Annotated in this window: 26 protein-coding genes; 17 read left to right on the top strand and 9 right to left on the bottom strand. The window is 71.6% G+C overall.

The window, feature by feature from the left end; all coding sequences use genetic code 11:
- Positions 1 to 43 precede the first annotated feature (43 nt).
- The 9 genes from ACO06A_RS14165 (at position 44) to ACO06A_RS14205 (ending at position 9,187) form a co-directional block, all read left to right on the top strand.
- The gene (locus tag ACO06A_RS14165) at positions 44 to 802 is read left to right on the top strand and encodes a DUF2306 domain-containing protein (RefSeq protein ID WP_421732874.1); all 759 of its coding nucleotides are present in this window, start codon (positions 44 to 46) and stop codon (positions 800 to 802) included.
- A gap of 8 nt (positions 803 to 810) precedes the next feature.
- Positions 811 to 1,386 carry a pyridoxamine 5'-phosphate oxidase family protein gene (locus ACO06A_RS14170; RefSeq protein WP_421732875.1) on the top strand — a complete coding sequence of 192 codons (576 nt, stop codon included), beginning with the start codon at positions 811 to 813 and terminating at the stop codon, positions 1,384 to 1,386.
- 260 nt (positions 1,387 to 1,646) lie between these two features.
- Positions 1,647 to 3,482, top strand: coding sequence for an acetolactate synthase large subunit (locus ACO06A_RS14175; protein WP_421732876.1), 1,836 nt, complete (start codon positions 1,647 to 1,649; stop codon positions 3,480 to 3,482).
- Positions 3,483 to 3,485: 3 nt separating this feature from the next.
- Positions 3,486 to 4,010 (top strand): acetolactate synthase small subunit, encoded by a 525-nt coding sequence (ilvN, locus tag ACO06A_RS14180; RefSeq protein WP_421732877.1) that lies wholly within the window; start codon positions 3,486 to 3,488, stop codon positions 4,008 to 4,010.
- A 51-nt stretch (positions 4,011 to 4,061) separates the two neighbouring features.
- Entirely contained in the window at positions 4,062 to 5,090 is a 1,029-nt protein-coding gene (ilvC, locus tag ACO06A_RS14185; protein WP_421732878.1) for a ketol-acid reductoisomerase, read from the top strand.
- A 207-nt stretch (positions 5,091 to 5,297) separates the two neighbouring features.
- The gene (locus ACO06A_RS14190) at positions 5,298 to 5,849 is read left to right on the top strand and encodes an ASCH domain-containing protein (protein WP_421732879.1); all 552 of its coding nucleotides are present in this window, start codon (positions 5,298 to 5,300) and stop codon (positions 5,847 to 5,849) included.
- A 63-nt stretch (positions 5,850 to 5,912) separates the two neighbouring features.
- Positions 5,913 to 6,974 (top strand): 3-isopropylmalate dehydrogenase, encoded by a 1,062-nt coding sequence (locus ACO06A_RS14195; RefSeq protein ID WP_421732880.1) that lies wholly within the window; start codon positions 5,913 to 5,915, stop codon positions 6,972 to 6,974.
- 87 nt (positions 6,975 to 7,061) lie between these two features.
- The gene (locus ACO06A_RS14200) at positions 7,062 to 8,183 is read left to right on the top strand and encodes a branched-chain amino acid aminotransferase (protein ID WP_421732881.1); all 1,122 of its coding nucleotides are present in this window, start codon (positions 7,062 to 7,064) and stop codon (positions 8,181 to 8,183) included.
- On the top strand, positions 8,183 to 9,187 hold the full coding sequence (locus ACO06A_RS14205) for a serine hydrolase domain-containing protein (protein WP_421732882.1): 1,005 nt from the start codon (positions 8,183 to 8,185) through the stop codon (positions 9,185 to 9,187). The genes ACO06A_RS14200 and ACO06A_RS14205 overlap by 1 nt, the downstream gene beginning before the upstream one ends.
- A 6-nt stretch (positions 9,188 to 9,193) precedes the next feature.
- On the opposite strand, the gene ACO06A_RS14210 is transcribed toward ACO06A_RS14205, so the two are convergent.
- On the bottom strand, positions 9,194 to 9,610 hold the full coding sequence (locus tag ACO06A_RS14210) for a hypothetical protein (protein ID WP_421732883.1): 417 nt from the start codon (positions 9,608 to 9,610) through the stop codon (positions 9,194 to 9,196).
- A gap of 550 nt (positions 9,611 to 10,160) precedes the next feature.
- Between ACO06A_RS14210 and cimA the strand changes: the two genes are divergently transcribed.
- From cimA to ACO06A_RS14225, 3 genes are all read left to right on the top strand, one after another.
- Positions 10,161 to 11,786 (top strand): citramalate synthase, encoded by a 1,626-nt coding sequence (gene cimA / locus ACO06A_RS14215; protein ID WP_421736070.1) that lies wholly within the window; start codon positions 10,161 to 10,163, stop codon positions 11,784 to 11,786.
- An 88-nt stretch (positions 11,787 to 11,874) separates the two neighbouring features.
- Entirely contained in the window at positions 11,875 to 12,726 is an 852-nt protein-coding gene (locus tag ACO06A_RS14220; protein ID WP_421732884.1) for a hypothetical protein, read from the top strand.
- Between the two features lie 22 nt (positions 12,727 to 12,748).
- Positions 12,749 to 13,807: a lipoate--protein ligase family protein gene (locus tag ACO06A_RS14225; RefSeq protein ID WP_421732885.1), complete on the top strand. Its 1,059-nt coding sequence runs from the start codon at positions 12,749 to 12,751 to the stop codon at positions 13,805 to 13,807.
- Between the two features lies 1 nt (position 13,808).
- Here the strand turns inward: ACO06A_RS14225 and ACO06A_RS14230 are convergent, their stop codons facing one another.
- From ACO06A_RS14230 to ybaK, 6 genes are all read right to left on the bottom strand, one after another.
- On the bottom strand, positions 13,809 to 14,120 hold the full coding sequence (locus ACO06A_RS14230) for a DUF202 domain-containing protein (RefSeq protein ID WP_421732886.1): 312 nt from the start codon (positions 14,118 to 14,120) through the stop codon (positions 13,809 to 13,811).
- A complete protein-coding gene (locus tag ACO06A_RS14235; protein ID WP_421732887.1) occupies positions 14,117 to 14,482 on the bottom strand; it encodes a YidH family protein in 366 nt (121 codons plus the stop codon). The genes ACO06A_RS14230 and ACO06A_RS14235 overlap by 4 nt, the downstream gene beginning before the upstream one ends.
- Before the next feature lie 23 nt (positions 14,483 to 14,505).
- Positions 14,506 to 14,955, bottom strand: a complete 450-nt coding sequence (locus ACO06A_RS14240; protein WP_421732888.1) for a hypothetical protein — start codon at positions 14,953 to 14,955, stop codon at positions 14,506 to 14,508.
- The gene (locus ACO06A_RS14245) at positions 14,942 to 15,136 is read right to left on the bottom strand and encodes a helix-turn-helix transcriptional regulator (RefSeq protein ID WP_421732889.1); all 195 of its coding nucleotides are present in this window, start codon (positions 15,134 to 15,136) and stop codon (positions 14,942 to 14,944) included. The genes ACO06A_RS14240 and ACO06A_RS14245 overlap by 14 nt, the downstream gene beginning before the upstream one ends.
- A gap of 300 nt (positions 15,137 to 15,436) precedes the next feature.
- On the bottom strand, positions 15,437 to 16,141 hold the full coding sequence (locus tag ACO06A_RS14250; protein WP_421732890.1) for a YggS family pyridoxal phosphate-dependent enzyme: 705 nt from the start codon (positions 16,139 to 16,141) through the stop codon (positions 15,437 to 15,439).
- Complete coding sequence (ybaK, locus tag ACO06A_RS14255; RefSeq protein ID WP_421732891.1) at positions 16,138 to 16,599, bottom strand: Cys-tRNA(Pro) deacylase; 462 nt, start codon at positions 16,597 to 16,599, stop codon at positions 16,138 to 16,140. Before ybaK ends, ACO06A_RS14250 begins: the two co-directional genes overlap by 4 nt.
- A 126-nt stretch (positions 16,600 to 16,725) precedes the next feature.
- On the opposite strand from ybaK, the gene ACO06A_RS14260 reads away from it, so the two are divergent.
- A complete protein-coding gene (locus ACO06A_RS14260) occupies positions 16,726 to 17,124 on the top strand; it encodes a YccF domain-containing protein (RefSeq protein ID WP_421732892.1) in 399 nt (132 codons plus the stop codon).
- A gap of 1 nt (position 17,125) precedes the next feature.
- Here ACO06A_RS14260 and ACO06A_RS14265 read toward each other — a convergent pair whose 3' ends face one another.
- Together ACO06A_RS14265 and ACO06A_RS14270 are read right to left on the bottom strand one after the other, a co-directional pair.
- Positions 17,126 to 17,386 (bottom strand): hypothetical protein, encoded by a 261-nt coding sequence (locus tag ACO06A_RS14265; protein WP_421732893.1) that lies wholly within the window; start codon positions 17,384 to 17,386, stop codon positions 17,126 to 17,128.
- A 57-nt stretch (positions 17,387 to 17,443) separates the two neighbouring features.
- Positions 17,444 to 20,011, bottom strand: a complete 2,568-nt coding sequence (locus ACO06A_RS14270; RefSeq protein ID WP_421732894.1) for a DEAD/DEAH box helicase — start codon at positions 20,009 to 20,011, stop codon at positions 17,444 to 17,446.
- A 69-nt stretch (positions 20,012 to 20,080) separates the two neighbouring features.
- Here ACO06A_RS14270 and rnhA point away from each other — a divergent pair, with 69 nt between their 5' ends.
- From rnhA to ACO06A_RS14290, 4 genes are all read left to right on the top strand, one after another.
- On the top strand, positions 20,081 to 20,509 hold the full coding sequence (rnhA, locus tag ACO06A_RS14275) for a ribonuclease HI (RefSeq protein WP_175348466.1): 429 nt from the start codon (positions 20,081 to 20,083) through the stop codon (positions 20,507 to 20,509).
- A 62-nt stretch (positions 20,510 to 20,571) separates the two neighbouring features.
- Positions 20,572 to 21,450, top strand: a complete 879-nt coding sequence (locus tag ACO06A_RS14280) for an oxygenase MpaB family protein (protein WP_421732895.1) — start codon at positions 20,572 to 20,574, stop codon at positions 21,448 to 21,450.
- Complete coding sequence (locus ACO06A_RS14285) at positions 21,447 to 22,181, top strand: glutamine amidotransferase (RefSeq protein ID WP_421732896.1); 735 nt, start codon at positions 21,447 to 21,449, stop codon at positions 22,179 to 22,181. Before ACO06A_RS14280 ends, ACO06A_RS14285 begins: the two co-directional genes overlap by 4 nt.
- Positions 22,182 to 22,390: 209 nt before the next feature.
- Positions 22,391 to 23,797, top strand: coding sequence for an RICIN domain-containing protein (locus tag ACO06A_RS14290; RefSeq protein ID WP_421732897.1), 1,407 nt, complete (start codon positions 22,391 to 22,393; stop codon positions 23,795 to 23,797).
- Positions 23,798 to 23,818: the final 21 nt, after the last annotated feature.

The following is a 23,818-nucleotide window of genomic DNA, read 5'->3' on the forward strand; positions in this document are numbered from 1 at the left end:
GGCGGGACAGACCGGGACCTGCCGGCCTTCCTAGCGTCGAGGCATGAGCCTCCTCGCCCCACCGCGCACCAGGGCACGGTCACGCGTCGGCTGGACCTGGATCGCGCTGTCGTCGCTCGCCATCGCCGTCTACGCCGTGACCCCGTACCTGACGACGCCGCTGCACGAGCTCGCCGGTGACGCCGTCGGCCTCGCGGGTGCGTACGAGGGCAAGCCCGCCTGGGTGCTCTCCGCGCTCTACGTGCACATCGTCGCCGGAGGCATCGCCCTCCTGGTCGGCCCGCTCCAGTTCTGGCGGACGCTGCGCGAGCGTGCGCGCTCGGTGCACCGGTCGGTCGGGCGGGTCTACCTGACCGCGGTGCTGGTCGGCGCACTGGCCGCGCTCGCCCTGGCGCCGGTCAACTCGGCAGGCCTGGTGGGCCTCGCCGGCTTCGGCACGGTCGGGGTGCTCTGGATCTGGACCGGGTGGCGCGGGTACCGGGCGATCCGGACCGGGGACGTCCGCAGCCACCAGGCGTGGATGATCCGCAACTTCGCACTCACCTACGCGGCGGTCACGCTCCGGCTCTGGCTCGGCGTGCTGATGGCCGCGCAGTCCCCGTGGATCGAGTCGGGCGCCGACGCCGACGCCGCGTTCCGCAACGCCTACGCGCTGGTCCCGTTCCTCAGCTGGATCCCGAACCTGGTGCTCGCCGAGCTGCTGGTCCGCCGCCGCGGACTGCCTGCGCTGCGGATCACCGACGGTGGATACGCTCGCACGGAGATCGTCGAGAGGGTCGTCGAGAAGGTCGTCGAGAGGTAGGAGCGGGCGTGGGCACCGTGCACGAGAGCATCGACGGTCGGCTGCGGACCTTCGTCGAGGCGCAGCCGATGTTCTTCGTCGCGACGGCGCCGACCGGCCCGGACGGGCACGTCAACCTGTCGCCCAAGGGGATCGCCGGATCGTTCGTGGTCCTCGACGAGCACACCGTCGCATACCTCGACCTCACGGCGAGCGGCGCCGAGACGATCGCGCACCTGCGGGACAACGGCCGGATCACGCTCATGTTCTGCGCGTTCGAGGGGCCGCCCAACATCGTGCGCCTCTACGGTCGCGGCCGGTTCGTCACGCTCTACGACGACGGCTTCGACGAGCTCGCGGCCCTGTTCCCCGAGACGCGCGGTGCCCGAGCGGTGATCGTCGTCGAGGTGGACCGGGTGTCGGACTCGTGCGGCTACGGCGTCCCCCGGATGGCGCTGGAGGGGGAGCGTGACCTGCTGCCGCAGCACATGGAGCGCAAGGGGACGGCCGGCCAGGCTGCGTACCGACGCCTGAAGAACCGGACCAGCATCGACGGCCTGCCCGCGTTCGACATGGACCCCCAGCCGCCCGCAGCGTCCACGTGATGATCCCGTGAACCACGATGTGAGATCGGCCGAGGGCGACGTGACACATCGGAAACGTGGGCGTAGTGTCCACAGCGTGCAGACGATCCTTCTCGTAGTACTTCCTGAGCGCGCCGGCTAGAGGCCTCCCGCACAGGCCTCGTCAGCGCGCTCGCCCCTCGTCCAGCCCGTACGTGGCTCGAGGGGCTTTTTCGTGCTCAGGCAGCACCCGACGCAGTACCCGACGCACGACCCACGCAGCACCACCCAGGGAGACATCGATGGTCCAGGGCCCTCACCCGGCACCGCCGCGAACATCCGCGCCCGGCTCCGCCGCGGCGTCCCGCGTCCCTGCCCCGACGACGGTCGAGCAGGTCACCGGCGCGCAGTCGATCGTCCGCTCGCTCGAGGAGGCCGGCGTCGAGGTCGTCTTCGGCATCCCCGGCGGCGCGATCCTCCCGACGTACGACCCGCTGATGGACTCCACCAAGGTCCGCCACATCCTGGTCCGGCACGAGCAGGGCGGTGGCCACGCGGCCGCCGGCTACGCCGCCGCGACCGGTCGGGTCGGCGTCTGCATGGCGACCTCAGGCCCGGGCGCGACGAACCTCGTGACCCCCATCGCCGACGCGCACATGGACTCGGTGCCGCTGGTCGCGATCACCGGCCAGGTGTCCGCGTCGATGATCGGCACGGACGCGTTCCAGGAGGCGGACATCGTCGGCATCACGCTGCCGGTGACCAAGCACAACTACCTGGTGACCGACCCCGACGACATCCCCCGCGTCATCGCCGAGGCGTTCCACATCGCCTCGACGGGGCGCCCGGGTCCCGTGCTGGTGGACATCGCCAAGTCGGCGATGGTCTCCCGCACCACGTTCTCGTGGCCACAGGAGCTCGACCTGCCGGGCTACCACCCGGTGACCAAGCCGCACGCCAAGCAGATCCGCGAGGCCGCCCGGCTCATCGCCACGGCCCGCCGGCCGGTGTTCTACGTCGGCGGCGGCGTCATCCGGGCTCGCGCGTCGGCGGAGCTGAAGGCGCTGACCGAGGCGTCCGGCGCCCCCGTCGTGACCACCCTCATGGCCCGCGGCGCGCTGCCCGACTCGCACCCGCAGCACCTCGGCATGCCCGGCATGCACGGCACGGTGGCCGCGGTCGCCGCGCTCCAGCGGGCCGACCTCGTCGTCGCCCTCGGTGCCCGGTTCGACGACCGGGTGACGGGCCTGCTGTCCAGCTTCGCGCCCAACGCGACCATCGTGCACGCGGACATCGACCCGGCCGAGATCGGCAAGAACCGCACGGTCGACGTGCCGATCGTCGGGGACCTCAAGGAGGTCATGGCGGACCTGCTGCCCGAGCTCGCCCGCGAGCACACGCAGCACGGCAAGCCGGACCTCGAGGAGTGGTGGCGGCAGCTGGACGAGTGGCGCTCGACGTTCCCGCTCGGGTTCGACGAGCCCGCCGACGGCCACCTGGCCCCGCAGCACGTCATCCAGCGGATCGGTGAGCTGTCCGGGCCGGAGTCGATCTTCGCCGCGGGCGTCGGCCAGCACCAGATGTGGGCCGCGCAGTTCATCAAGTACCAGCGGCCCAACTCGTGGCTGAACTCCGGGGGCCTGGGCACCATGGGCTACGCGGTGCCGGCGGCGATGGGGGCCAAGGTCGGTGACCCGTCGCGGACCGTGTGGGCCATCGACGGCGACGGCTGCTTCCAGATGACCAACCAGGAGCTGGCCACCTGCACCATCAACGAGATCCCGATCAAGGTCGCGATCATCAACAACTCGTCGCTCGGCATGGTGCGGCAGTGGCAGACCCTGTTCTACGAGTCCCGCTACTCCAACACCGACCTGAACACGGGTCACGGCACGGTGCGGATCCCGGACTTCGTGAAGATGGCCGACGCCTACGGCTGCGCGGGACTGCGCTGCGAGACGCGCGGTGACGTCGACGCCACCATCAAGCGGGCGCTCGAGATCAACGACCAGCCGGTCGTCATCGACTTCACCGTGTCGCGCGACGCGATGGTGTGGCCGATGGTCGCCGCCGGCGTCTCCAACGACGACATCCAGTACGCCCGGGGCATCTCCCCGGCGTGGGACCGGGAGGACTGAGCCATGTCCCGTCACACCTTGTCGGTCCTCGTGGAGAACAAGCCCGGCGTGCTCACGCGCGTCGCCGGCCTGTTCGCGCGGCGGTCGTTCAACATCCACTCGCTCGCGGTCGGTCCCACCGAGCACGACGAGATCTCGCGCATCACGGTCGTCGTCGACGTCGACGCCCTGCCGCTCGAGCAGGTGACCAAGCAGCTGAACAAGCTGATCAACGTCATCAAGATCGTCGAGCTCGAGGACGCCGCGTCCGTGCAGCGTGAGCTGCTGCTGGTCAAGGTTCGCGCCGACGCCACGCAGCGCACCGGGGTCCTCGAGGTCGTCCAGCTGTTCCGCGCGCACGTCGTCGACGTCGTGCCGGACAGCGTCGTCATCGAGGCGACCGGCGGACCGGGCAAGCTCGACGCCCTCCTCGCCGCCCTGGAGCCGTTCGGCATCCGGGAGATCGTGCAGTCCGGCACCGTGGCCATCGGCCGCGGGTCTCGCTCGATCACCGACCGCGCCCTGGAGCGCGTCAACCGCAGCGCCTGACCCTTTCTGTCGAGCTTTTTCCGAACGAACCACACACCGAGGAGACCCATCGTGGCCGAGCTGTTCTACGACGACGACGCCGACCTGTCGATCATCCAGTCCAAGAAGGTCGCCGTCATCGGCTACGGCAGCCAGGGGCACGCGCACAGCCTCAACCTGCGCGACTCCGGCGTCGACGTGACCGTCGGCCTGCGCGAGGGCTCGGCGTCCCGCGCCAAGGCCGAGAACCAGGGCCTGAAGGTCGCCTCGGTGGCCGACGCGGTCCGCGAGGCAGACGTCGTCGTCATCCTGGCGCCCGACCAGGTGCAGCGGATCGTGTACCGCGAGGAGATCGAGCCCAACCTGAAGGACGGCGCCGCGCTGGTCTTCGGCCACGGGTTCAACATCCGCTTCGGCTACATCAAGCCGGCCGCGCAGCACGACGTGCTCATGGTCGCGCCCAAGGGCCCGGGCCACCTGGTCCGTCGCGAGTACGTCGACGGGCGCGGCGTCCCGGTCATCGTCGCGGTCGAGCAGGACGCGTCCGGCTCCGCCTGGGACCTCGCCCTGTCGTACGCCAAGGCGATCGGTGGCCTGCGCGCCGCCGGCATCAAGACGAGCTTCACCGAGGAGACCGAGACCGACCTGTTCGGTGAGCAGGCCGTCCTGTGCGGCGGCGTGTCGCAGCTGATCCAGTACGGCTTCGAGACCCTGACCGAGGCCGGCTACCAGCCCGAGGTCGCGTACTTCGAGGTGCTGCACGAGCTCAAGCTGATCGTCGACCTGATCTTCGAGGGCGGCATCACCAAGCAGCGCTGGTCCGTCTCCGACACGGCCGAGTACGGCGACTACGTCTCCGGTCCGCGCGTCATCACGCCGGACGTGAAGGAGAACATGAAGGCAGTGCTGGCCGACATCCAGAACGGCGCCTTCGCCGAGCGGTTCATCAACGACCAGGACGCCGGCGCGCCGGAGTTCAAGGAGCTGCGCGAGAAGGGCCAGAACCACCCGATCGAGCCCGTCGGCCGCGAGCTGCGCAAGCTGTTCGCCTGGGTCAAGCCGGCGGAGTCCGACTACGTCGAGGGCTCGGCGGCGCGCTGACGGAGGTACGGGCCGCCCGAAGGGTGGCACGTGCCGGAGGCAGCGCAGAGCCGAGCGCGACCATGAGCACCGAGGGAAGCGCCGCGCGCTGATCTCCCGCTCCACAGAACGGCACCTGGTCTCCGCGACCGGGTGCCGTTCTGCGTCGGTCGTGCCGGTCACCTGCGGGTACGCAAGGATGGGCGGACGACCGACGGAGGGATGACGATGACCGACCAGCAGGTGGAGCCGCCCGAGGGCGTCGAGGGTGCTGTCGAGGACGAGCGGATCGCGGCGTTCTGGCAGGCGGCCCGAGGGCACGTCGGGTTCGGCAAGCTGGACACCATCGTCGGCGGGACGCCCGAGGACGTGGTGCCGCCGCCGTCGTGGTCGTACGGCGACGACGCCGAGGCCGACGACCTGCTGGCCCGGGTGCTCGACGGTCGCAAGACGGCCACCGCGCTGGCGGTCGCGGAGCTTGAGCAGGTAGGCCTCGAGGTGCCGCGCGTCGGGGACCTGTCGATCGTCGTCGACGGCGAGGGCACCCCGCGGGCGCTGCTGCGCACGACGGAGGTCGAGGTCGTCCCGTTCGACCAGGTGGGCGCCGAGCACGCGGCGGCGGAGGCCGAGGACGACGGGACGCTGGAGTCGTGGCGCACGCACCACGAGGAGTCGTGGCGTCGGGTGCTCGGCGAGGCCTTCTCCCCGTCGCTAGACGTCATGCTCGAGCGGTTCGAGCTGATCTACCCGACGAGCGGCCCGACGCCCGCGGTCGACTGAGCGCACTGTTCCGGCAGATGAGACACCCGTCCCGAGCGGTGGGACGGGGTCTACGCTCGATCCATGGTCGACACCGCTGCTGCCCGGGACATCCGCCTCGCCGTCGTCGCTGGTGACGGCATCGGCACGGAGGTCGTCGAGCAGGGCCTGCTGGCGCTCGACACCGCGCTGCACGGCACCGGGGTCACCGTCACGACGACGGACTTCGACCTCGGCGCCCGCCGCTACCACGCGACCGGCGAGACCCTCACGGACACGGACCTCGAGGCGATCCGCACGCACGACGCGATCCTGCTGGGCGCCATCGGTGACCCGAGCGTGCCGTCCGGCGTGCTCGAGCGCGGGCTGCTGCTCAAGCTGCGCTTCGCGCTGGACCACTACGTCAACCTGCGGCCCAGCCGCCTGTACCCGGGGGTCGCGTCGCCGCTGGCCCACCCGGGCGAGATCGACTTCGTCGTGGTCCGCGAGGGCACCGAGGGCCCGTACGTCGGCAACGGCGGCGCCATCCGCGTCGGCACCCCGCACGAGGTGGCCAACGAGGTCAGCGTGAACACCGCGTTCGGCGTCGAGCGCGTGGTCCGCGACGCCTTCGCGCGTGCCGTGGCCCGTCCGCGCAAGAAGCTCACGCTCGTGCACAAGCACAACGTCCTCGTGCACGCCGGCCACCTGTGGCGCCGCACGGTCGAGGCCGTGAACGCCGAGTTCCCCGACGTGACGGTCGACTACCTGCACGTGGACGCGGCGACCATCTTCCTGGTCACCAACCCGGCGCGGTTCGACGTCATCGTCACCGACAACCTGTTCGGCGACATCCTCACGGACCTCGCGGCCGCGATCACCGGCGGTATCGGGCTCGCGGCGTCGGCCAACATCAACCCGGACCGCACGGCGCCCAGCATGTTCGAGCCCGTGCACGGGTCGGCCCCGGACATCGCGGGCCAGGGCAAGGCGGACCCCACGGCGACCGTTCTGTCGGTCGCCCTGCTGCTCGAGCACCTTGGGCACACGCAGGCCGCGGCGCGGGTGGAGAAGGCGGTCGCCGACGACATCGCCGACCGCGGGACGGACCGAGTACGGTCGACGGCCGAGGTGGGCAAGGACCTCGCCGCGCGCATCGCCGGCTAGTCCGCACGCAGGCTCCACGCCTTCGTCTGTCACCCGGCCGTCCTCACCGGTACCGTCAAACCTGACTCTGGTGAAAGGCCCCCGCACATGAGCACCACGACCAACCCGTCGTTCGCCCCGTCGTCTGCCGACACGTTCGACGTCACGCGGACTGACAGCCCCGTCCCCGACGAGCAGCGCGAGGAAGCACTCGCCTCGCCGAAGTTCGGCACCGTCTTCACGGACCACATGGCCCGCATCTCGTACTCGAACGAGGACGGCTGGACCCGTCGTCGCGTCGAGAAGTACGGGCCCCTGCAGCTGGACCCGGCGACGGCCGTCCTGCACTACGGGCAGGAGATCTTCGAGGGCATGAAGGCGTACCGGCACGCCGACGGGTCGGTGTGGACGTTCCGGCCGCGCGACAACGCGGCCCGGTTCGCGCGGTCGGCCCGACGACTCGCGCTGCCCGAGCTGTCCGAGGCGGACTTCCTCGGCGCCATCGAGGCGCTCGTGGCCACCGACGTGGTCTGGGTGCCGTCGGGCGAGGAGATGAGCCTCTACCTGCGGCCGTTCATGTACGCCTCCGAGACCTTCCTCGGCGTGCGGCCGTCGCTCGAGGCCGAGTTCCTGGTCATCGCGTCGCCCGTCGGCCCCTACTTCGCCGGCGGCGTGCGGCCCGTGTCCATCTGGGTGGACCAGCAGTTCCACCGCGCCGGCGCGGGTGGCACCGGCGACGCCAAGTGCGGCGGCAACTACGCCGCGAGCCTCCTGCCGCAGCAGCTGGCCTACGCCAAGGGCTTCGAGCAGGTGTGCTTCCTCGACGCGTCGACCAACACCCAGCTCGAGGAGCTCGGCGGCATGAACGTGTTCGTCGTGCAGGCGGACGGCAGCGTGGCCACGCCGCCGATCTCCGGCTCGATCCTCGAGGGCGTCACGCGCTCGTCGATCCTGCGGCTGCTCACCGATGCGGGCCATGAGGTCTCTGAGCGTCAGATCCCGCTCACGGAGCTGCGCGAGGGCCTCGCCGACGGCTCGGTGCGCGAGGTCTTCGCGTGCGGGACCGCGGCCGTGATGACGCCGATCGGCCGCATGGCCAGCGACGACTTCGACCTCACGGTCGGCGACGGCGAGGCGGGGCCGGTCACCACGCGCATCCGCGCGGAGCTCACGGACATCCAGTACGGCCGCGCCACCGACCGGCACGGCTGGCTGCACCGCCTGGTCTGATGACGCTGGCGTCGGACGTCGACCGCATCGCGGCCGAGAGCGACTTCGCGGGGGTGGTGCGGGTGGACCGCGCCGGGACCACGGAGTTCTCGGCCGCGTACGGCCTGGCGGACCGGCGGCACGGCATCCCCCTGACGCCCGACTCGCAGGTCGCGATCGCGAGCGGGTCGAAGGGGATGACCGCGCTGGCGGTGATGAGCCTGGTCGAGGACGGGACGCTCTCGCTGGGCACGACCGCGCGCTCGCTGCTGGGCACCGACCTGCCGTTGATCGCCGACGACGTCACCGTCGAGCACCTGCTCGCGCACACCTCGGGCATCGGCGACTACCTCGACGAGGACGACGACATCCCGATCAGCGCGTACGCGATGACGGTCCCCGTGCAGCACCTGGCCGCTACGGAGCAGTTCCTGGCGGTCCTGGACGGGTTCCCGACCGCGTTCCGGGCGGGGGAGAGGTTCTTCTACTGCAACGGCGGCTTCGTCGTGCTCGCCCTGCTGGCGGAGCGGGCGTCCGGCGTGCCGTTCCACGACCTGGTGCGCCAGCGCGTCTGCGCGCCCGCCGGCCTGGTGGACACCGACTTCCTGCGCTCGGACGCGCTGCCCGGGCGCGCGGCGCTCGGGTACGTCGAGATGGACGGCGAGTGGCGGACCAACGTGTTCCACCTGCCGGTGCTCGGCACCGGTGACGGTGGGATCTACACCACGGGCGCCGACGTGCACCGGTTCTGGACCGCGCTGTTCGCCGGCGCGATCGTCCGCCCGGAGACCGTCGCCCAGATGGTGCGGCCGCGCAGCACGGCACCGTACGACGACCGGCGGTACGGGCTCGGGTTCTGGGTGCACCCGACGCGCGACGTCGTCCAGCTCGAGGGGTACGACGCCGGCGTGTCGTTCCTGAGCAACCACGACCCGGCCGAGGGGCTCACGGTGACCGTCGTCGGCACCACCGCCGAGGCGGCGTGGCCCCTGGCGAAGGCGCTCCAGGCGCAGCTGGTCGACTGAGCCGTCTCAGTCGATCGGCGCCCCGGCGCGCAGCGTGCGGCTCAGCACGCCGAGCAGCAGCGACCAGATCGCGATGCCGATGAGCGCGTTCACGATGCCTGCGGAGATCGACGACTCGAGCTCGTCGGTCCAGGTGAGCGGCAGGAGCGCGGCCGTGAGCGTGGCGAGGAACATGATCCAGCCGAAGAACGCCTTGGGTTTCGGCGTGGTGACCACGAGGAGATGGAGCAGCCCGCCGGCCAGGACCGCGAAGACAGCGGCTCCGACCACATAGGCGGCGCCGGTCGAGTTCGTGCCGAAGAGGTCCTGCACGGCGAGCTCGATCGAGAGGATCTGGTCGACGATGACCACGCCGACCAGGCCGACGAGCGCCGCGACGAGGGCCGTCGCGACGACCCCGGCCCAGAACCGCCCGGCGTCCACCGACGGATCCGCGGGGCGCGCCGGGCGCGCCGGGGCGGGTGCGGCCGCGGGCGGGACCTGGGCGGGCTGTAAGGCGGCCGGGAAGACCGCGGTGGGCTCCGGGGGAGGGGGTGGCGGCGACGGGGCAGGCGCGGAGTGCGGGAAGGCGGACTGACGATCCGGAGGGGGAGTCGGGGTGGACATGGTGCCTCCTGGTAGGTCGACCCACCGTGCGTACCGCCGATGACGGTCCGCGTCCACGGTAGCGAACCGGACAGCCCGGACACGGTGCGACCGGAGATTCGCTGCGGCGCGGCATGTCCAAGGCGTGGAACGCGTGACCACGGATGGTGACGTGTGCCACCATGCACGGGTGACCCGCTCCTCCCTCATTATCGAGTAGCGCGTCGGCCCACCAGCTGACGCGCAGACCTCCCGTACCCCGGGGGGTCTTTTTGTTGGTCGGGGCACCACCACCGCCCCGGCTACCGTCGACTGCACCGGCACACCCCCGCCGGCGGATCGTTCTCAGCAGTAGTGACGTCGCCCGTCCCAGCACCGAAGAGAGCCCATCGTGTCCGTCCCCGCCAGCACCCCGTTCCAGGTCTACGACACGACCCTGCGCGACGGCGCCCAGCAGGAGGGGATGAACCTGTCCGTCTCCGACAAGCTCGCCATCGCGCCGCTGCTCGACGAGCTCGGGGTCGGGTTCATCGAGGGCGGCTGGCCCGGCGCCGTGCCCAAGGACACGGAGTTCTTCAAGCGGGCCGCCAAGGAGCTGGACTTCCGCAATGCCGAGCTGGCGGCGTTCGGCAGCACGCGCAAGGCGGGCACCCGGGCGGTCGACGACCCGCAGGTGCGCGCGCTCGTCGACTCCGAGGCGCCGGTCGTCGCTCTCGTCGCCAAGCACGACCTGCGGCACGCGGAGCGGGCGCTGCGCACCACCGGCGACGAGAACATCGCGATGATCGCGGACACGGTCGCGTTCCTGGTGCGCGAGGGTCGGCGCGTGGTGGTGGACGCCGAGCACTTCTTCGACGGCTACCGGTTCGACCCGGCGTACTCGCGGGCGGCCGTCCTGGCGGGCTTCGAGGCCGGTGCCGAGGTGGTCGCCCTGTGCGACACCAACGGCGGCATGGTGCCCACCTGGGTGTCCGACATCGTGCACGAGATCCGGGGCGCCGTCGGACCCGACGCCGTGCTCGGCATCCACGCGCACAACGACTCGGGGTGCGCGATCGCCAACACCCTCGCGGCGGTCGAGGCCGGGTGCACGCACGTCCAGGGCACCGTCAACGGGTACGGCGAGCGCACCGGGAACGCCGACCTGCTGTCCGTCGTCGCCAACCTCCAGCTGAAGTACGGCCTTCCCGTGCTCAAGGTCTCCGAAGGGCTGCCGGGCGGTCTGACCGAGCTCACCCGGATCGCGCACGCGATCAGCGAGATCACCAACATCTCGCCGTTCGCGCGCTCGCCCTACGTGGGCGGCAGCGCGTTCGCGCACAAGGCCGGCCTGCACGCGTCGGCCATCCGCGTGGACCCCGACCTCTACCAGCACACCGACCCTGCCAACGTGGGCAACGACATGAGGATGCTCATCTCGGACATGGCCGGCCGCGCGTCGATCGAGCTCAAGGGCCGCGAGCTCGGGTTCGACCTGGCGGGCCGTCCCGAGCTCCTCGGCCGCGTCACCGACCGGGTGAAGGACGCCGAGGCCAACGGGTACACGTACGAGGCGGCGGACGCGTCGTTCGAGCTGCTGCTGCTCGAGGAGATAGACGGCCAGCGCCCCCAGTACTTCCGCGTCGAGTCGTGGCGGACCATCGTCGAGCGGTCGGGCGGGCGCGGCACGCCGGCCACCGCGGAGGCCACGGTCAAGCTGCACGCCGGCGGTGAGCGGATCGTCAGCACGGGCGAGGGCAACGGGCCGGTCAACGCGCTCGACCACGCGCTGCGGCAGGCCCTCGTCACCGTCTACCCGGAGCTCGAGTCGTTCGAGCTCATCGACTTCAAGGTGCGCATCCTCGACTCGATGCACGGCACCGACGCCATCACGCGGGTGCTCATCGAGATGACCGACGGCCAGCGGTCGTGGAGCACGGTCGGCGTCGGTCCCAACCTGCTGGAGGCGTCGTGGGAGGCGCTGACCGACTCCGCCATCTGGGGCCTGCGGCACCGCGGCGTCACACCCCGCTGAACTTCATCCCTGCGCGTTCGACCCCGGCGGCCTAGCCTCGGGGGACCGGCCGCTCCAGTGCGGCCGCCGACGTGCGGAAGGAGCGGTCGTGTCCGGCAGCGTGCCGCCGCCCGACCCTGGGCCCACACCGGGCCGGTCGCGGATCGGCTGGTGGTGGCTCCTCGTCGCCGTGCTCGCGATCGCACTCATCACGGCGCTCGTGGCGCAGCCGTGGGCGCCGGTCGAGACGGAACCGTCGCTCACCCCCAGCACCACCGTCACGACTCCGCAGCCGACCATGCCGCCCGGCACGCCCTCGCCCTCGGTCGCCGTCCCCGGCGCGGACGCGGTCTTCGACCCGACCACCGGCCTCACCCTGTTCGTCGACGCCGCCGACCTCGTGGCCCAGATCCCTGCGGCCGAGCCCGAGGTGCAGCAGCAGATCACGTCGGGCCAGCGTCCGTGGGGGCTGCCGATCGGCTCGACGATCGAGCCGCCGGAGTGCCTCGTGGCCGCCACCGTCGTCGCGGTGCCGCCCCCGTGGTTCGACACGCTGATGTGGGGCAACGACGCCCTGGCGTTCCAGCAGGAGGTGGTCCTGCTGGCCGACCCGGCGGCGGCCCGCGAGGCGTTCCGCACGCTGGTCACCACCGTCGACGCGTGCCCGGAGTACAGCCAGGTGAACCCGGACATCGACGGGGCCACCTGGACGGCCGAGCCCGCGATCGAGGGGCAGGGCGTCTTCCCCTCCATCGTGCAGGAGGTCACGCACTCCGCCGAGGGGTCCGACGTGCCCGGCTACCGGGGCCACCTGCTGGTGGGGAACACGATCGTCACGTGGACGGCCGAGGCCCTCACCGCCGGGGACCGGCAGGCGGCGCTGGCCACCCTGGGCGACCCGGACGACCTGGCCGCGATGGTCCAGGAGCAGGCGCAGACGGCGGTCCGGTCCCTCGGCTGACCAGCCGACCTACGCTGGGCCCGTGCATGGTGAGTACAAGGTGCCCGGCGGCAAGCTCGTCGCGGTCGACCTCGACGTGGTGGACGGGCTGCTGAGCGGCGTCAGCGTGAGCGGCGACTTCTTCCTCGAGCCGGACGAGGCGCTCGCGGTGGTGTCGTCGTCGCTGGACGGGCTGCCGCGGGACACGCCGGTGAGCCGGTTGGCGGACGCGGTGACCACCGCCCTGGCCCGCGAGGACCAGCCGGTGCACATGGTCGGGTTCGACGCCCACGCCGTCGCCGTGGCGGTGCGGCGGGCGCTCGGGTTCTCCACCGCCTGGGCCGACCACACGTTCGAGCTGATCCACCCCGGCCCGCTGCCCCCGGCCCTGCACGCCGCGCTCGACCAGGTGCTCACCGAGGAGCTCGGGGCCGGCCGCCGCGGTCCCACGCTGCGGTTCTGGGAGTGGGTGGAGCCGGCCGTGATCATCGGGTCGTTCCAGTCGCTGCGCAACGAGGTGGACCTCGAGGCGGCCGAGCGGTACGGCATCACCGTGGTCCGGCGCATCTCCGGGGGCGGCGCCATGTTCATGGAGGCCGGCAACTGCATCACGTTCTCGCTGGTGGTGCCCGCGTCGCTCGTGGACGGGATGACCTTCGAGGACTCCTACGCGTTCCTCAACCAGTGGGTGCTGGGCGCGCTCGCGGACGTCGGCGTGCAGGCGTTCACCAGCGGGCTGAACGACATCGCGTCCCCGGCCGGGAAGCTGGCCGGCTCGGCGCAGAAGCGGATGGTCGGCGGCGCGGTGCTGCACCACGTGACCATGTCCTACGACATCGACGCGGACAAGATGCTCGAGGTGCTCCGGATCGGCCGCGAGAAGCTGTCGGACAAGGGCACGACGAGCGCGAACAAGCGGGTGGACCCGGTGCGCTCGCAGACGCAGCTCCCGCGCGAGGAGGTCATCTCGGCGTTCGCCGCGTACTTCCGCAGCCGCTACCCGACGGTCGACGGAGCGCTCCGGCCCGAGGAGCTGGAGCGGGCGACCGAGCTGGCGCGGACCAAGTTCACGGACCCCTCCTGGACCGCCCGGGTGCCCTGAGTCAGGGTCCGTGCAGCACGACGAAGGTCACCGCAGCGACGCCGATGACCACGACCCCGAGCGCGCTCGCGGTCACGAGCCGTCCGCCCGGCGGGAGTGCCCCGTCGGCCACATGACGACGGTGCGAGACGACCGTCAGGGCGACGGCGACGACCAGCGCGGTGGCCGCCAGGCTCCAGGCGGCGGTCCCGAGGAACTCCTGGAGCAGGTGCGCGGCGGCCACCCCGCCACCGGTGAGTCCGATCGCGGTGCGTCGCCACGCCAGGTGGGTGCGCTCGGAGGCCAGGGTCGGCAGGGCCCCCGGGTTGCTCATGCGGCCAGCAGCCCGACGAGCACGAGGCCGCCCGCGATGCACACCCCGACCACCAGCAGTCCGAACGCCGACGGCGCCGGCAGCGACGAGCTCTGCCGGACGGCCCGCTCGGCGCGGGCCCAGCCGATCCAGGCGAGCACCGGGGCGAGGACGCCGATGGTGACGAGCACGATCGCGGCGGCGAACCGGAGATCGGGCTGCACCGGCAGGTCGAGGGCCTCCAGCGCCACTCCACCCGCCAGCAGGGCCAACGAGGTGCGGATCCAGGCCAGGAACGTCCGCTCGTTGGCCAGGGAGAACCGGGCGTCCGGGTCGGTGCCGGCCCCGTAGACCCACCGGGGGAACCGGCGCTCGTCGCTCATGACCCCATCCTGCCGCGGACCCCTCAGAGCCGGCGCGACAGCACGACGGACGCTCCGACGAAGATCGCGATGAGGACGTACTCGATGATGCCGATCACCGTCGCCCCGTCCGCGCCCAGTGCGACCGCCGCCATCCCGGCCGCGTTCACGAGGAACGCGGCGAGGCCGACGTAGGCGAGCGAGGACGTGAAGATCGCTTTGTCGCGCTCGTCCGCCCTACCGAGGAGCGTGCGGCTGAGCCCGCTGCCGGACGACGAGCTTCTGCGGCGCGCGCGCCACCGGACCACGACCATGAGGGCGATCACCCCTCCGCCGCCGACGAGAGCCCCGGCGGCGGTGTCCGGTTGGCCGGCCAGGGTGAACGCGAGCCACAGGGCGCCGACGGCGACGAGGGCGCTGGCGCAGATGAGCAGAAACCGGCCGTCGGTGAGGGCGGGCTGGACGCGGGGGAGGTCGGACTCAGACGCCGTCATGGAAGATCTCCTCGATCGTTGTGCGGAAGTAGCGGGCCACGGCGAACGCCAGCGGCAACGAGGGGTCGTACCGTCCGTTCTCCAGGGAGTTGACGGTCTGGCGGGAGACCGCGAGCGCCTCCGCGAGAGCGGCCTGCGAGAGCCCGGCCTCCTCGCGCAGCCGACGGATCTCGTTCTTCATCGCGGGAGGTCCCGCCGGGTGTCGTGGGTGTTCACGGAAGAGCCTCCGAAGTGACAAGTGTGCTTGACATGACAAGGGTGCTTGACATCGGACCTCGTGTCAAGCGACCTTGTCACGACCGCATGTATCAGCGCCCACGCCATCCGCTCCTGACGCACGACGAAGGAGAGACATGGACCTCGACCTGGACCGCCAGCTGCGCCGACTCACCGTCCTGCGCGCCCGCGAGCTCGCCGTCCTGCGCAGCCGCGCGCCCGGCGCCGCCACCCGCACCGCGCAGGTGGTGCTCCTGCGCGGCGGTCACGTGGCGCGGGCGCCGAAGACCGCGCTGCCGACGCGCACCAGGGTCGCTCCCTCGGCGATCGCCAGCTCGAGGTCCCCGCTCATGCCCATCGACAGCTCCGTGGCGGTCTGAGTCCCCGACGCCACGAGCTCGTCGCGCAGGCCGCGCAGCATCGCGTAGCCGGCGCGCACCACCGCGGGATCGTCCGACCGTGCCCCGACCGTCATGAGCCCGGCGACGCGCAGGTGCGGCAGGGCGGCGACCGCCCCGACGAACGCGACCGCCTCGGCCGGCTCCACGCCGTGCTTGGTGTCCTCGCCGGACACGTTCACCTGCACGTAGACGTCCAGCGCGTCCGTCGCCCGTGCGGAGAGCCGTTCGGCCAGGTCGATCGACGCCAGCGACTCGATGCACGACGCCCAGCGCAGCGCCGCGTTCACCTTGTTGGACTGGAGCGGTCCGATGAGGTGCAGCGCGGTCAGGCCCACCAGCGACGGGCCCTTGGCGACGAGCTCCTGCACCCGGTTCTCTCCGACGAGCACCGCGGCGAGCGTCGGGTCGTCGGCGCGCGCGCGGGCGTCCGCGTCCAGCGCCTCGCGCACGCGCTCGACCGGCTGGGTCTTGGTGGCCAGGAGCAGGCGCACGTCCGCGGGGTCGCGGCCCGCCGCCCGGGCCGCCACGGTGACGCGCTCGCGGACCTCGGCGAGGCGGTCGGCGATCACGCGTCGGACCGGGCGATGTCGGCCACGGTCGCCGAGGTGAGCCGGATGAGGTCGTCGGGGGAGAGCTCCACGTCGAGCCCGCGGCGCCCGCCGGAGACCAGCACCGTGTCGAACAGCCAGGCGGTCTCGTCGATCACGGTCGGGTGCGCGGTGCGCTGCCCGAGCGGCGAGATCCCGCCGACGACGTACCCGGTGGCACGCTCCGCGTCGGGCTTCGGCGCCATCGTCGCCTTCTTGCCGCCGACTGCGTGGGCGAGCGCCTTGAGGTCCAGCTGCCCGGTCACCGGCACCACCGCGACCGTGAGCGTGCCGTCCACGACCGTCATCAGCGTCTTGAACACCTGCTCGGGCGGGACGCCCAGCGCGGCCGCGGCCTCGAGCCCGTAGCCGAGGGTGCTCGCCGGGTCGTGCGCGTACGCGTGCGCGGTGTGCGGCACGTCCGCGGCGGTCAGTGCCACGAGTGCCGGCGTGCCTGAGCTGCTCGAGCCGGGTGCCCGCCCTTGTTTCGCCACGCAGCCACGATAGGGGCGGATCAGGGTCATCCCGGATACCGTCCGCGACCACGCAGGGTGCAGGCTGGGCGCGTGAAGACCCTGCTCAACCTCATCTGGCTCGTGCTCGCGGGCTTCTGGCTGGCCATCGGCTACGTGCTCGCCGGGACCATCTGCTGCATCCTCATCGTCACGATCCCCTTCGGCATCGCGTCGTTCCGGATGGCCAGCTACGCGCTGTGGCCGTTCGGGCGCACCGTCGTCGACAAGCCGACCGCCGGTGCCTGGTCCGTGATCGGGAACGTCATCTGGGTGATCGTCGCCGGCTGGTGGCTGGCGCTCATGCACATCATCACGGGCATCGCTGAGGCCCTCACGATCGTCGGCATCCCGCTGGCGCTGGCCAACTGGAAGATGGTGCCGATCTCCCTGTTCCCGCTGGGCAAGCAGATCGTCCCGTCCGACCGGATCATGGCGGCCTACGGGCAGTGACTCACTGGCCGGTGATGAGCACGATCAGCAGGTAGACCAGGGTGCCGGCCGCGACGCCCGTGCTCGCCGCGAACCAGAGCGCGGGGTTCTTGCCGCGGGCCTGCAGCACCATCGCCGTGACCACCAGCGCCACGGCGGCGACGATCGTGAGGATCCCGAGCACCCAGATGGCGGACACCAGCGCGGCGGCCAGGCAGATGAGGAACACGAACCGCGGCGACCTGGTGGTGCGCGCGGCTGGCTCGGTGGGCTCGATGCTCATGCGCGAACGGTAACCCGTGCGGCCGGTACGCCCGGGCTCAGTCCGCCGCGGTCGGCCTCAGTCAGCCAGGTCGCCGAGCGGTCCCACGGCCACGATCCGGAGCTGCACCTCGCTGGTCTCGTCGGAGCCGGCCAGGTCCACGACGGCGTCGATCCGCCAGTCGTGGTCGCCCTCCGGGTCGTCCAGCAGCTGGCGCACCTGCCAGGTACCCCGGCCGGGGGTCACCTGGAACAGGGCCGGCCCGCGCGCGGGGGCACCGGTGAGGATCTCGTCGTGGTCGTCGTAGTACGGGTCCAGCGCGGTCCGCCAACGGTCCGCGTCCCACGGCAGGTCGTCCGGGTCGACGTCGCCCAGCTGCGCCAGGCCGCCGTAGAACTCCCGCGCGGCCAGCTCGACGCGCCGAAACAGCGCGCCGCGGACCAGCGCCCGGAACACCCGGGGGTTGGCTGTGATCGGCTCAGGCACGTCCTCGTCGATGCCGCCGGGGGCGTCGGCGCCGCGCTCGTCCAGCGGGTTGCTCAGGCGCTCCCACTCGTCGAGCAGGCTGGAGTCGGTGCGGCGGACCAGGTCGCCCAGCCACTCGATGATCTCCCACAGCTCCTCGGTGCGGGCCTCCTCGGGCACGGTCTGGCGCAGCGCCCGGTAGGCGTCGGCCAGGTAGCGCAGGAGCACGCCCTCGGTGCGGTCCAGCTGGTAGTAGGCGACGTACTCGGCGAAGCCCATCGCGCGCTCGTGCATGTCGCGCACCACGGACTTGGGGGACAGGGCGAGGTCGGCCACCCAGGGGTTGGTCTGCCGGTACGTGACGAACATGGCCTCGAGCAGCTCGGCGAGCGGCTTGGGGTAGCCGACGTCCTCGAGCAGGGCCATCCGCTGGTCGTACTCGAGGCCGTCGGACTTCATCTGCGCGACGGCCTCGCCGCGGGCGCGGTTCTCCTGGGCGGAGAGCACCTGGCGGGGGTCGTCGAGGGTGGCCTCGATGACGGAGACCACGTCGTGCGCGTACGCCGGGTCGTCGCGGTCCAGCAGGTCCAGGGCCGCGTAGGCGAACGGGGAGAGGGCCTGGTTGAGCGCGAAGTTCGGGGCCAGCTCCGCAGTCAGCTGCACCGCCCGACGGCGGCCGTGCGGAGCGGTCGGGTCCTCGACCCAGGGGCGCTCGACCACGCCGGCGGCCCGCAGCGAGCGGTACACCGCGACCGCTTGGCGGATGTGCCGGCCCTGGGCGCCCTCGGGCTCGTGGTTGTCGGTGAGCAGCTTCGTCATGGCGGCGACCGGGTCGCCCTCGCGGGCCAGCACGTGCAGCACCATCGCGTGCGAGACCGCGAAGCTGCTGGTCAGCGGCTCGGGCGGGGCGTCGCGGAGGCGTTCGAACGTGCTGTCCGTCCAGTTGACCTGGCCCTCGGGGGCCTTCTTGCGGACGATCTTCCTCAGCTTGCGCGGGTCGTCGCCGGCCTTCTCCAGGAGCTTGCGGTTCTCGATCACGTGCTCCGGCGCCAGGATGATCACCTCGCCCACGGTGTCGAAGCCCGCGCGTCCCGCCCGCCCGGAGATCTGGTGGAACTCGCGCGCGGACAGGTGCCGCATGCGGACGCCGTCGTACTTGACCAGGCTGGTGAGCAGGACCGTGCGGATCGGCACGTTGATGCCGACGCCGAGGGTGTCCGTGCCACAGACCACCGGCAGCAGGCCCTTCTGTGTCAGGCGCTCGACCACCCGGCGGTACTTGGGCAGCATGCCCGCGTGGTGGACGCCCACCCCGTGCCGCAGCAGCCGGTTGAGGGTGCGGCCGAAGCCCGGGGCGAAGCGGAACCCGGCGATCTCGTCGGCGATCCGGTCCCGCTGCTCGCGGCTGGCCAGGGGCGTCGACATGAGCGACTGCGCCCGCTCGACGGCCTCCTTCTGCGTGAAGTGCACGACGTAGACGGGGGCGCGACGAGTCTTCACCAGCTCGTCCAGCAGCTCGTGCAGCGGCTCGATGGCATAGCTGAACGTGAGCGGCACCGGGCGCTCGGCGTTGGCGATGACCGCGACCGGCTGGCGTGTCCGCCGCGTCAGATCCTCCGCGAAGAAGCCGACGTCACCGAGGGTCGCGGACATGAGCACGAACTGGACCTTCGTGAGCTCCAGCAGCGGCACCTGCCACGCCCAGCCGCGCTGCGGGTCCGCGTAGAAGTGGAACTCGTCCATGACCACCTGGCCGACGTCGGCGCCGTCGCCGTCGCGCAGCGCCACGTTGGCCAGGATCTCGGCCGTGCAGCAGATGATCGGAGCGCCCGGGTTGACTGCGGAGTCGCCGGTCATCATGCCGACGTTGGCGGACCCGAAGGCCTCGACGAGCGCGAAGAACTTCTCGCTGACCAAGGCCTTGAGCGGGGCCGTGTAGTACGTGCGGCGCCCCTGGGCGAGCGCGACGAAGTGCGCGGCGACCGCGACGAGCGACTTCCCCGAGCCCGTCGGCGTCGACAGGATCACGTGCGCCCCGGTGACCAGCTCCAGCAGCGCCTCGTCCTGGTGCGGGTAGAGCTCGAGCCCCTGGTCGGTGGCCCAGCCGGTGAAGGCCTCGTACAGCGCGTCGGGATCGGAGGGGTCGGCGGGGATGCGGGCGGCCAGGTTGGGGGTGCTCATCGTGCCTCGATGGTCCCATGCGCTCGTGCGTCTAGGGTGTGGGCCGTGACCGAGCGCCCGACCGTGGAGATGTGGACCGACGGGGCCTGCAAGGGCAACCCGGGCGTCGGCGGCTGGGGCGCCTGGATGCGCTACGGCGACCACGAGCGCGAGCTGTTCGGCGGCGAGCCGGTGACCACCAACAACCGCATGGAGCTCACGGCGGTCATCGAGGGGCTGCGCGCGCTGACCAAGCCGTGCGACGTGGTGCTGCACGTCGACTCGATGTACGTGATGAACGGCGTGACCAAGTGGATCGCCGGCTGGAAGCGCAACGGCTGGCGCACGGGGGACAAGAAGCCCGTGAAGAACCAGGAGCTGTGGCAGGCGCTGGACACCGAGACCGCCCGGCACACGATCAGCTGGGTGTGGGTCAAGGGGCACGCTGGGGACCCGGGCAACGAGCGCGCGGACCAGCTGGCCAACCGCGGGGTCGACGAGGTGCGGGCCCGGGCCTGAGCGCGGGTCGCCCGGCAGCCATAGCATCGTCGGGCAAGGGGATCCGCCGACCGGAAGGGCCCATGGTGCAGAGCCTCGCCGACGTGCGGGATCGCGCGGGCACCGCCCTGTTCCTGCGCGTCGCAGGACCGGACGGACTGGCCAGCCGCGAACGCATCCACGGCACTCCCGGCCCCCGGTGGTTCCCGCCGGGCTCCGCCATCCGCACCGTGCACGGCGACGCCTCGATGTTCGTCGGCGGCATGCGCGCGCTGCTCCTCCAGTCGCTGCACCCCGCCGCGATGGCGGCGGTCGCCGCGCACTCGGGCTACCGGGGCGACCCGTGGGGCCGGCTGGCCCGGACCAGCACGTTCCTGGCCGTCACCACGTTCGGCACCATCGACGACGCCACCGCGGCCATCGACCGGGTGCGCTGGGTGCACGAGCGGATCCGCGGCGTCACGCCGGAGGGACTCGCGTACTTCGCCGGCGACCCCACGCTGCTGCGCTGGGTGCACGTGGCCGAGGTGGACAGCTTCCTGCGCGCGCACCGGGTGTACGGGCAGCGCCCTCTCGACGCCGCGGGTGCCGACGAGTACGTGGCCCAGGCCTCCCGCGTGGCGATCTCGCTCGGTGCGGAGCGGGTGCCGGAGTCGGTGGCCGAGCTGGCCAAGGCCCTGGAGGAGTTCCGCCCGGAGCTGGGCCCGTCGACCGCGGCACGCGACGCCGCCGACTTCCTGCTGCACGAGCCACCCGTGCCCCGGTCGCTGCGGCCCGGCTACGCGCTGCTGGCGCGGGCCGCGGTGGCGTCGATGCCGCCGTGGACGTTCGAGCTGCTCGGGCTGGACCGGCCCGGCCACGTCGGGCTGAGCGTCGCACGGGCGGCCGGAGCCGTCGCGACCCGGTCGATCCGGTGGATGCTCGGGCCGGACGACGCCAGCCGGGTGGCGGGCGTCGGATGACCCGGTTCCTGCTCCTCAGCTCGCGCGCCGAGGACGTCGCGGCGGTCGGGGAGCATGCCGCCTTCCTCCGCTTCGGCGGGCTGCGCGCCGACGAGCTGGAGCAGGTCCGGATGGAGGCGGCGCCGTTCCTGCCCGTCGACCTCGACCGCTACGACGGCGTCATCGTCGGCGGGAGCCCGTTCGACGCGAGCAAGCCCGAGAGCGAGAAGTCGGCCACCCAGCGTCGCGTCGAGGCCGAGGTGTCGACGTTGCTGGACGACATCGTCGACCGCGACCTGCCCTTCCTCGGTGCCTGCTACGGCGTCGGCACGCTGGGGGTGCACCAGGGCGCGGTGATCGACCGCACCTATGCCGAGCCCATCGGCGCGGTGACGGTCACGCTCACCGACGAGGGACGCGCCGACCCGCTGCTGGCGGAGCTGCCGGCGTCGTTCGACGCGTTCGTCGGGCACAAGGAGGCGTGCCGCGTGCTGCCGCCTACGGCCGTGCTGCTCGCGTCGTCACCCACCTGCCCGGTGCAGATGTTCCGCGTGCGCCAGAACCTGTACGCCACCCAGTTCCACCCCGAGCTCGACCTGGCCGGCATCACCACCCGGATCGGCGTCTACCGCGACTACGGCTACTACCGGCCGGGGGAGTACGACGAGGTGATCGACCGGGTGCGCAGCGCGGACGTGTGGGCGCCGCCGCGCATCCTCGAGGCCTTCGTGCGCCGGTACCGCAGCGACTGAGCGGGCCGTTCTGAACAGATGAGAAACGGCACGGTGAATCGGTTCGGGAAACCGGTTCCCCTGTTCGGGACCGGCGACGCTGCCTAGCCTGGCCGACGAGCGGAAAGCGCTTCGCCACAGGGGTGCGGATCGGCCGGTCCGCCCCCCGTCCTCGACGCCCTCCCGGACGTCGTCGGCTCATCTCCACTCGAGAATCCCCAGGGGGATCGATGAGGATCCAGAAGAAGGCCAGACGGCTCGTCGCCGCGTTGGCGTCAGGAATCACCCTCGCACTGGCCGGAGTCATGCTCGCGGCGCTGCCCGCCCAGGCCGCCACGGTCGACACCAGCGCCTGGTACGTGCTGGTCAACCGCCAGAGCGGCAAGGCGCTCGAGGTGCGCGACTTCTCGACGGCCGACGGCGGCATCATGCAGCAGTGGACCCGCAACGACGGGAACTGGCAGCAGTTCAAGTTCCTCGACTCGGGGTCCGGCTGGTACCGGCTCCAGAACCGCCACTCGGGCAAGGTGCTCGACGTGTGGGGCTGGAGCACCGCCGACGGCGGGGAGATCCGCCAGTACACGGACGCCAACGCGGCGAACCAGCAGTTCAAGCTGGTCGACTCCGAGGGCGGCCGGGTGCGGCTGATCAACAACAACAGCGCCAAGGCCGTGACCGTCACCGATCGCTCCACGGCCGACGGCGCCACGATCACGCAGCTCACCGAGAAGAACCAGTACAACCAGCAGTGGGAGCTGGTGAAGGTCGGCAGCGGCACCACGCCGACCAACCCGCCGGCCACGGGGCTGGTGGGCTGGGCGTCGCAGAACGGCGGCACCACCGGCGGAGGCTCGGGTGCGATCACCACGGTGACCAGCGCATCCGCACTGACCAGCGCGTTGTCCGGATCGGCCCCCGTCATTCGCGTGCAGGGCACGATCTCCTGCTCCGGCATGCTCACCGTGGCGTCCAACAAGACCGTCGTCGGCGCCAGCGGCGCCAAGATCGTCGGCTGCGGCCTGAACATCAAGAGCGCGAAGAACGTCATCGTGCGGAACCTGACATTCGACGACTGGGACGACGACGCGATCAACATCGAGACGTCGACCAACGTGTGGATCGACCACAACACGTTCTTCACGGGCTACGACGGGTCGGTCGACACCAAGCGCGCGTCCGACTACGTGACCATCTCGTGGAACCACTTCAAGGGCCAGGACAAGAACTCCCTGGTCGGCCACTCGGACGACAACGGGTCGCAGGACCGCGGCAAGCTGCGGGTGACCTACCACCACAACTGGTTCGACGGCACCAACCAGCGCAACCCGCGCGTCCGGTTCGGCAACCCGGTGCACGTGTTCAACAACCTCTACTCGAGCGTCGGCTCCTACGGCGTGGCGTCCACCATGGAGGGTGGCGTGCTGGTCGAGGGCAACTACTTCGAGAACACCGACGACACCTACCACCTCGGTGAGGGCTCGTCGCCCGCGGGCACGCTCGTCGCCCGCAACAACCACTTCGTGGGTTCCTCGGCCGGTCAGACCGGGGGATCGGTGAAGGCCGTGACCTACTCGTACACGCTCGACACCGCCTCGTCGGTGAAGTCGATCGTGAGCGCGGGGGCCGGCGCCAGCTGATCGACGGTGGCCCGCGGCGGA

The organism is Cellulomonas sp., assembly GCF_965229465.1.
Lineage (GTDB): Bacteria > Actinomycetota > Actinomycetes > Actinomycetales > Cellulomonadaceae > Cellulomonas.

Coding starts and splice junctions, on each gene's coding strand:
- ACO06A_RS14200 (WP_421732881.1), top strand. CDS start 7,062: ATGAGCACCACGACCAACCCGTCGTTCGCCCCGTCGTCTGCCGACACG.
- ACO06A_RS14270 (WP_421732894.1), bottom strand. CDS start 20,011: ATGAGCACCCCCAACCTGGCCGCCCGCATCCCCGCCGACCCCTCCGAT.
- ACO06A_RS14165 (WP_421732874.1), top strand. CDS start 44: ATGAGCCTCCTCGCCCCACCGCGCACCAGGGCACGGTCACGCGTCGGC.
- ACO06A_RS14175 (WP_421732876.1), top strand. CDS start 1,647: ATGGTCCAGGGCCCTCACCCGGCACCGCCGCGAACATCCGCGCCCGGC.
- ACO06A_RS14230 (WP_421732886.1), bottom strand. CDS start 14,120: ATGAGCAACCCGGGGGCCCTGCCGACCCTGGCCTCCGAGCGCACCCAC.
- rnhA (WP_175348466.1), top strand. CDS start 20,081: ATGTGGACCGACGGGGCCTGCAAGGGCAACCCGGGCGTCGGCGGCTGG.
- ACO06A_RS14245 (WP_421732889.1), bottom strand. CDS start 15,136: ATGAAGAACGAGATCCGTCGGCTGCGCGAGGAGGCCGGGCTCTCGCAG.
- ACO06A_RS14235 (WP_421732887.1), bottom strand. CDS start 14,482: ATGAGCGACGAGCGCCGGTTCCCCCGGTGGGTCTACGGGGCCGGCACC.
- ACO06A_RS14240 (WP_421732888.1), bottom strand. CDS start 14,955: ATGACGGCGTCTGAGTCCGACCTCCCCCGCGTCCAGCCCGCCCTCACC.
- ACO06A_RS14285 (WP_421732896.1), top strand. CDS start 21,447: ATGACCCGGTTCCTGCTCCTCAGCTCGCGCGCCGAGGACGTCGCGGCG.
- ACO06A_RS14290 (WP_421732897.1), top strand. CDS start 22,391: ATGAGGATCCAGAAGAAGGCCAGACGGCTCGTCGCCGCGTTGGCGTCA.
- ACO06A_RS14195 (WP_421732880.1), top strand. CDS start 5,913: ATGGTCGACACCGCTGCTGCCCGGGACATCCGCCTCGCCGTCGTCGCT.
- ACO06A_RS14280 (WP_421732895.1), top strand. CDS start 20,572: ATGGTGCAGAGCCTCGCCGACGTGCGGGATCGCGCGGGCACCGCCCTG.
- ACO06A_RS14205 (WP_421732882.1), top strand. CDS start 8,183: ATGACGCTGGCGTCGGACGTCGACCGCATCGCGGCCGAGAGCGACTTC.
- ACO06A_RS14265 (WP_421732893.1), bottom strand. CDS start 17,386: ATGAGCATCGAGCCCACCGAGCCAGCCGCGCGCACCACCAGGTCGCCG.
- ACO06A_RS14190 (WP_421732879.1), top strand. CDS start 5,298: ATGACCGACCAGCAGGTGGAGCCGCCCGAGGGCGTCGAGGGTGCTGTC.
- ilvN (WP_421732877.1), top strand. CDS start 3,486: ATGTCCCGTCACACCTTGTCGGTCCTCGTGGAGAACAAGCCCGGCGTG.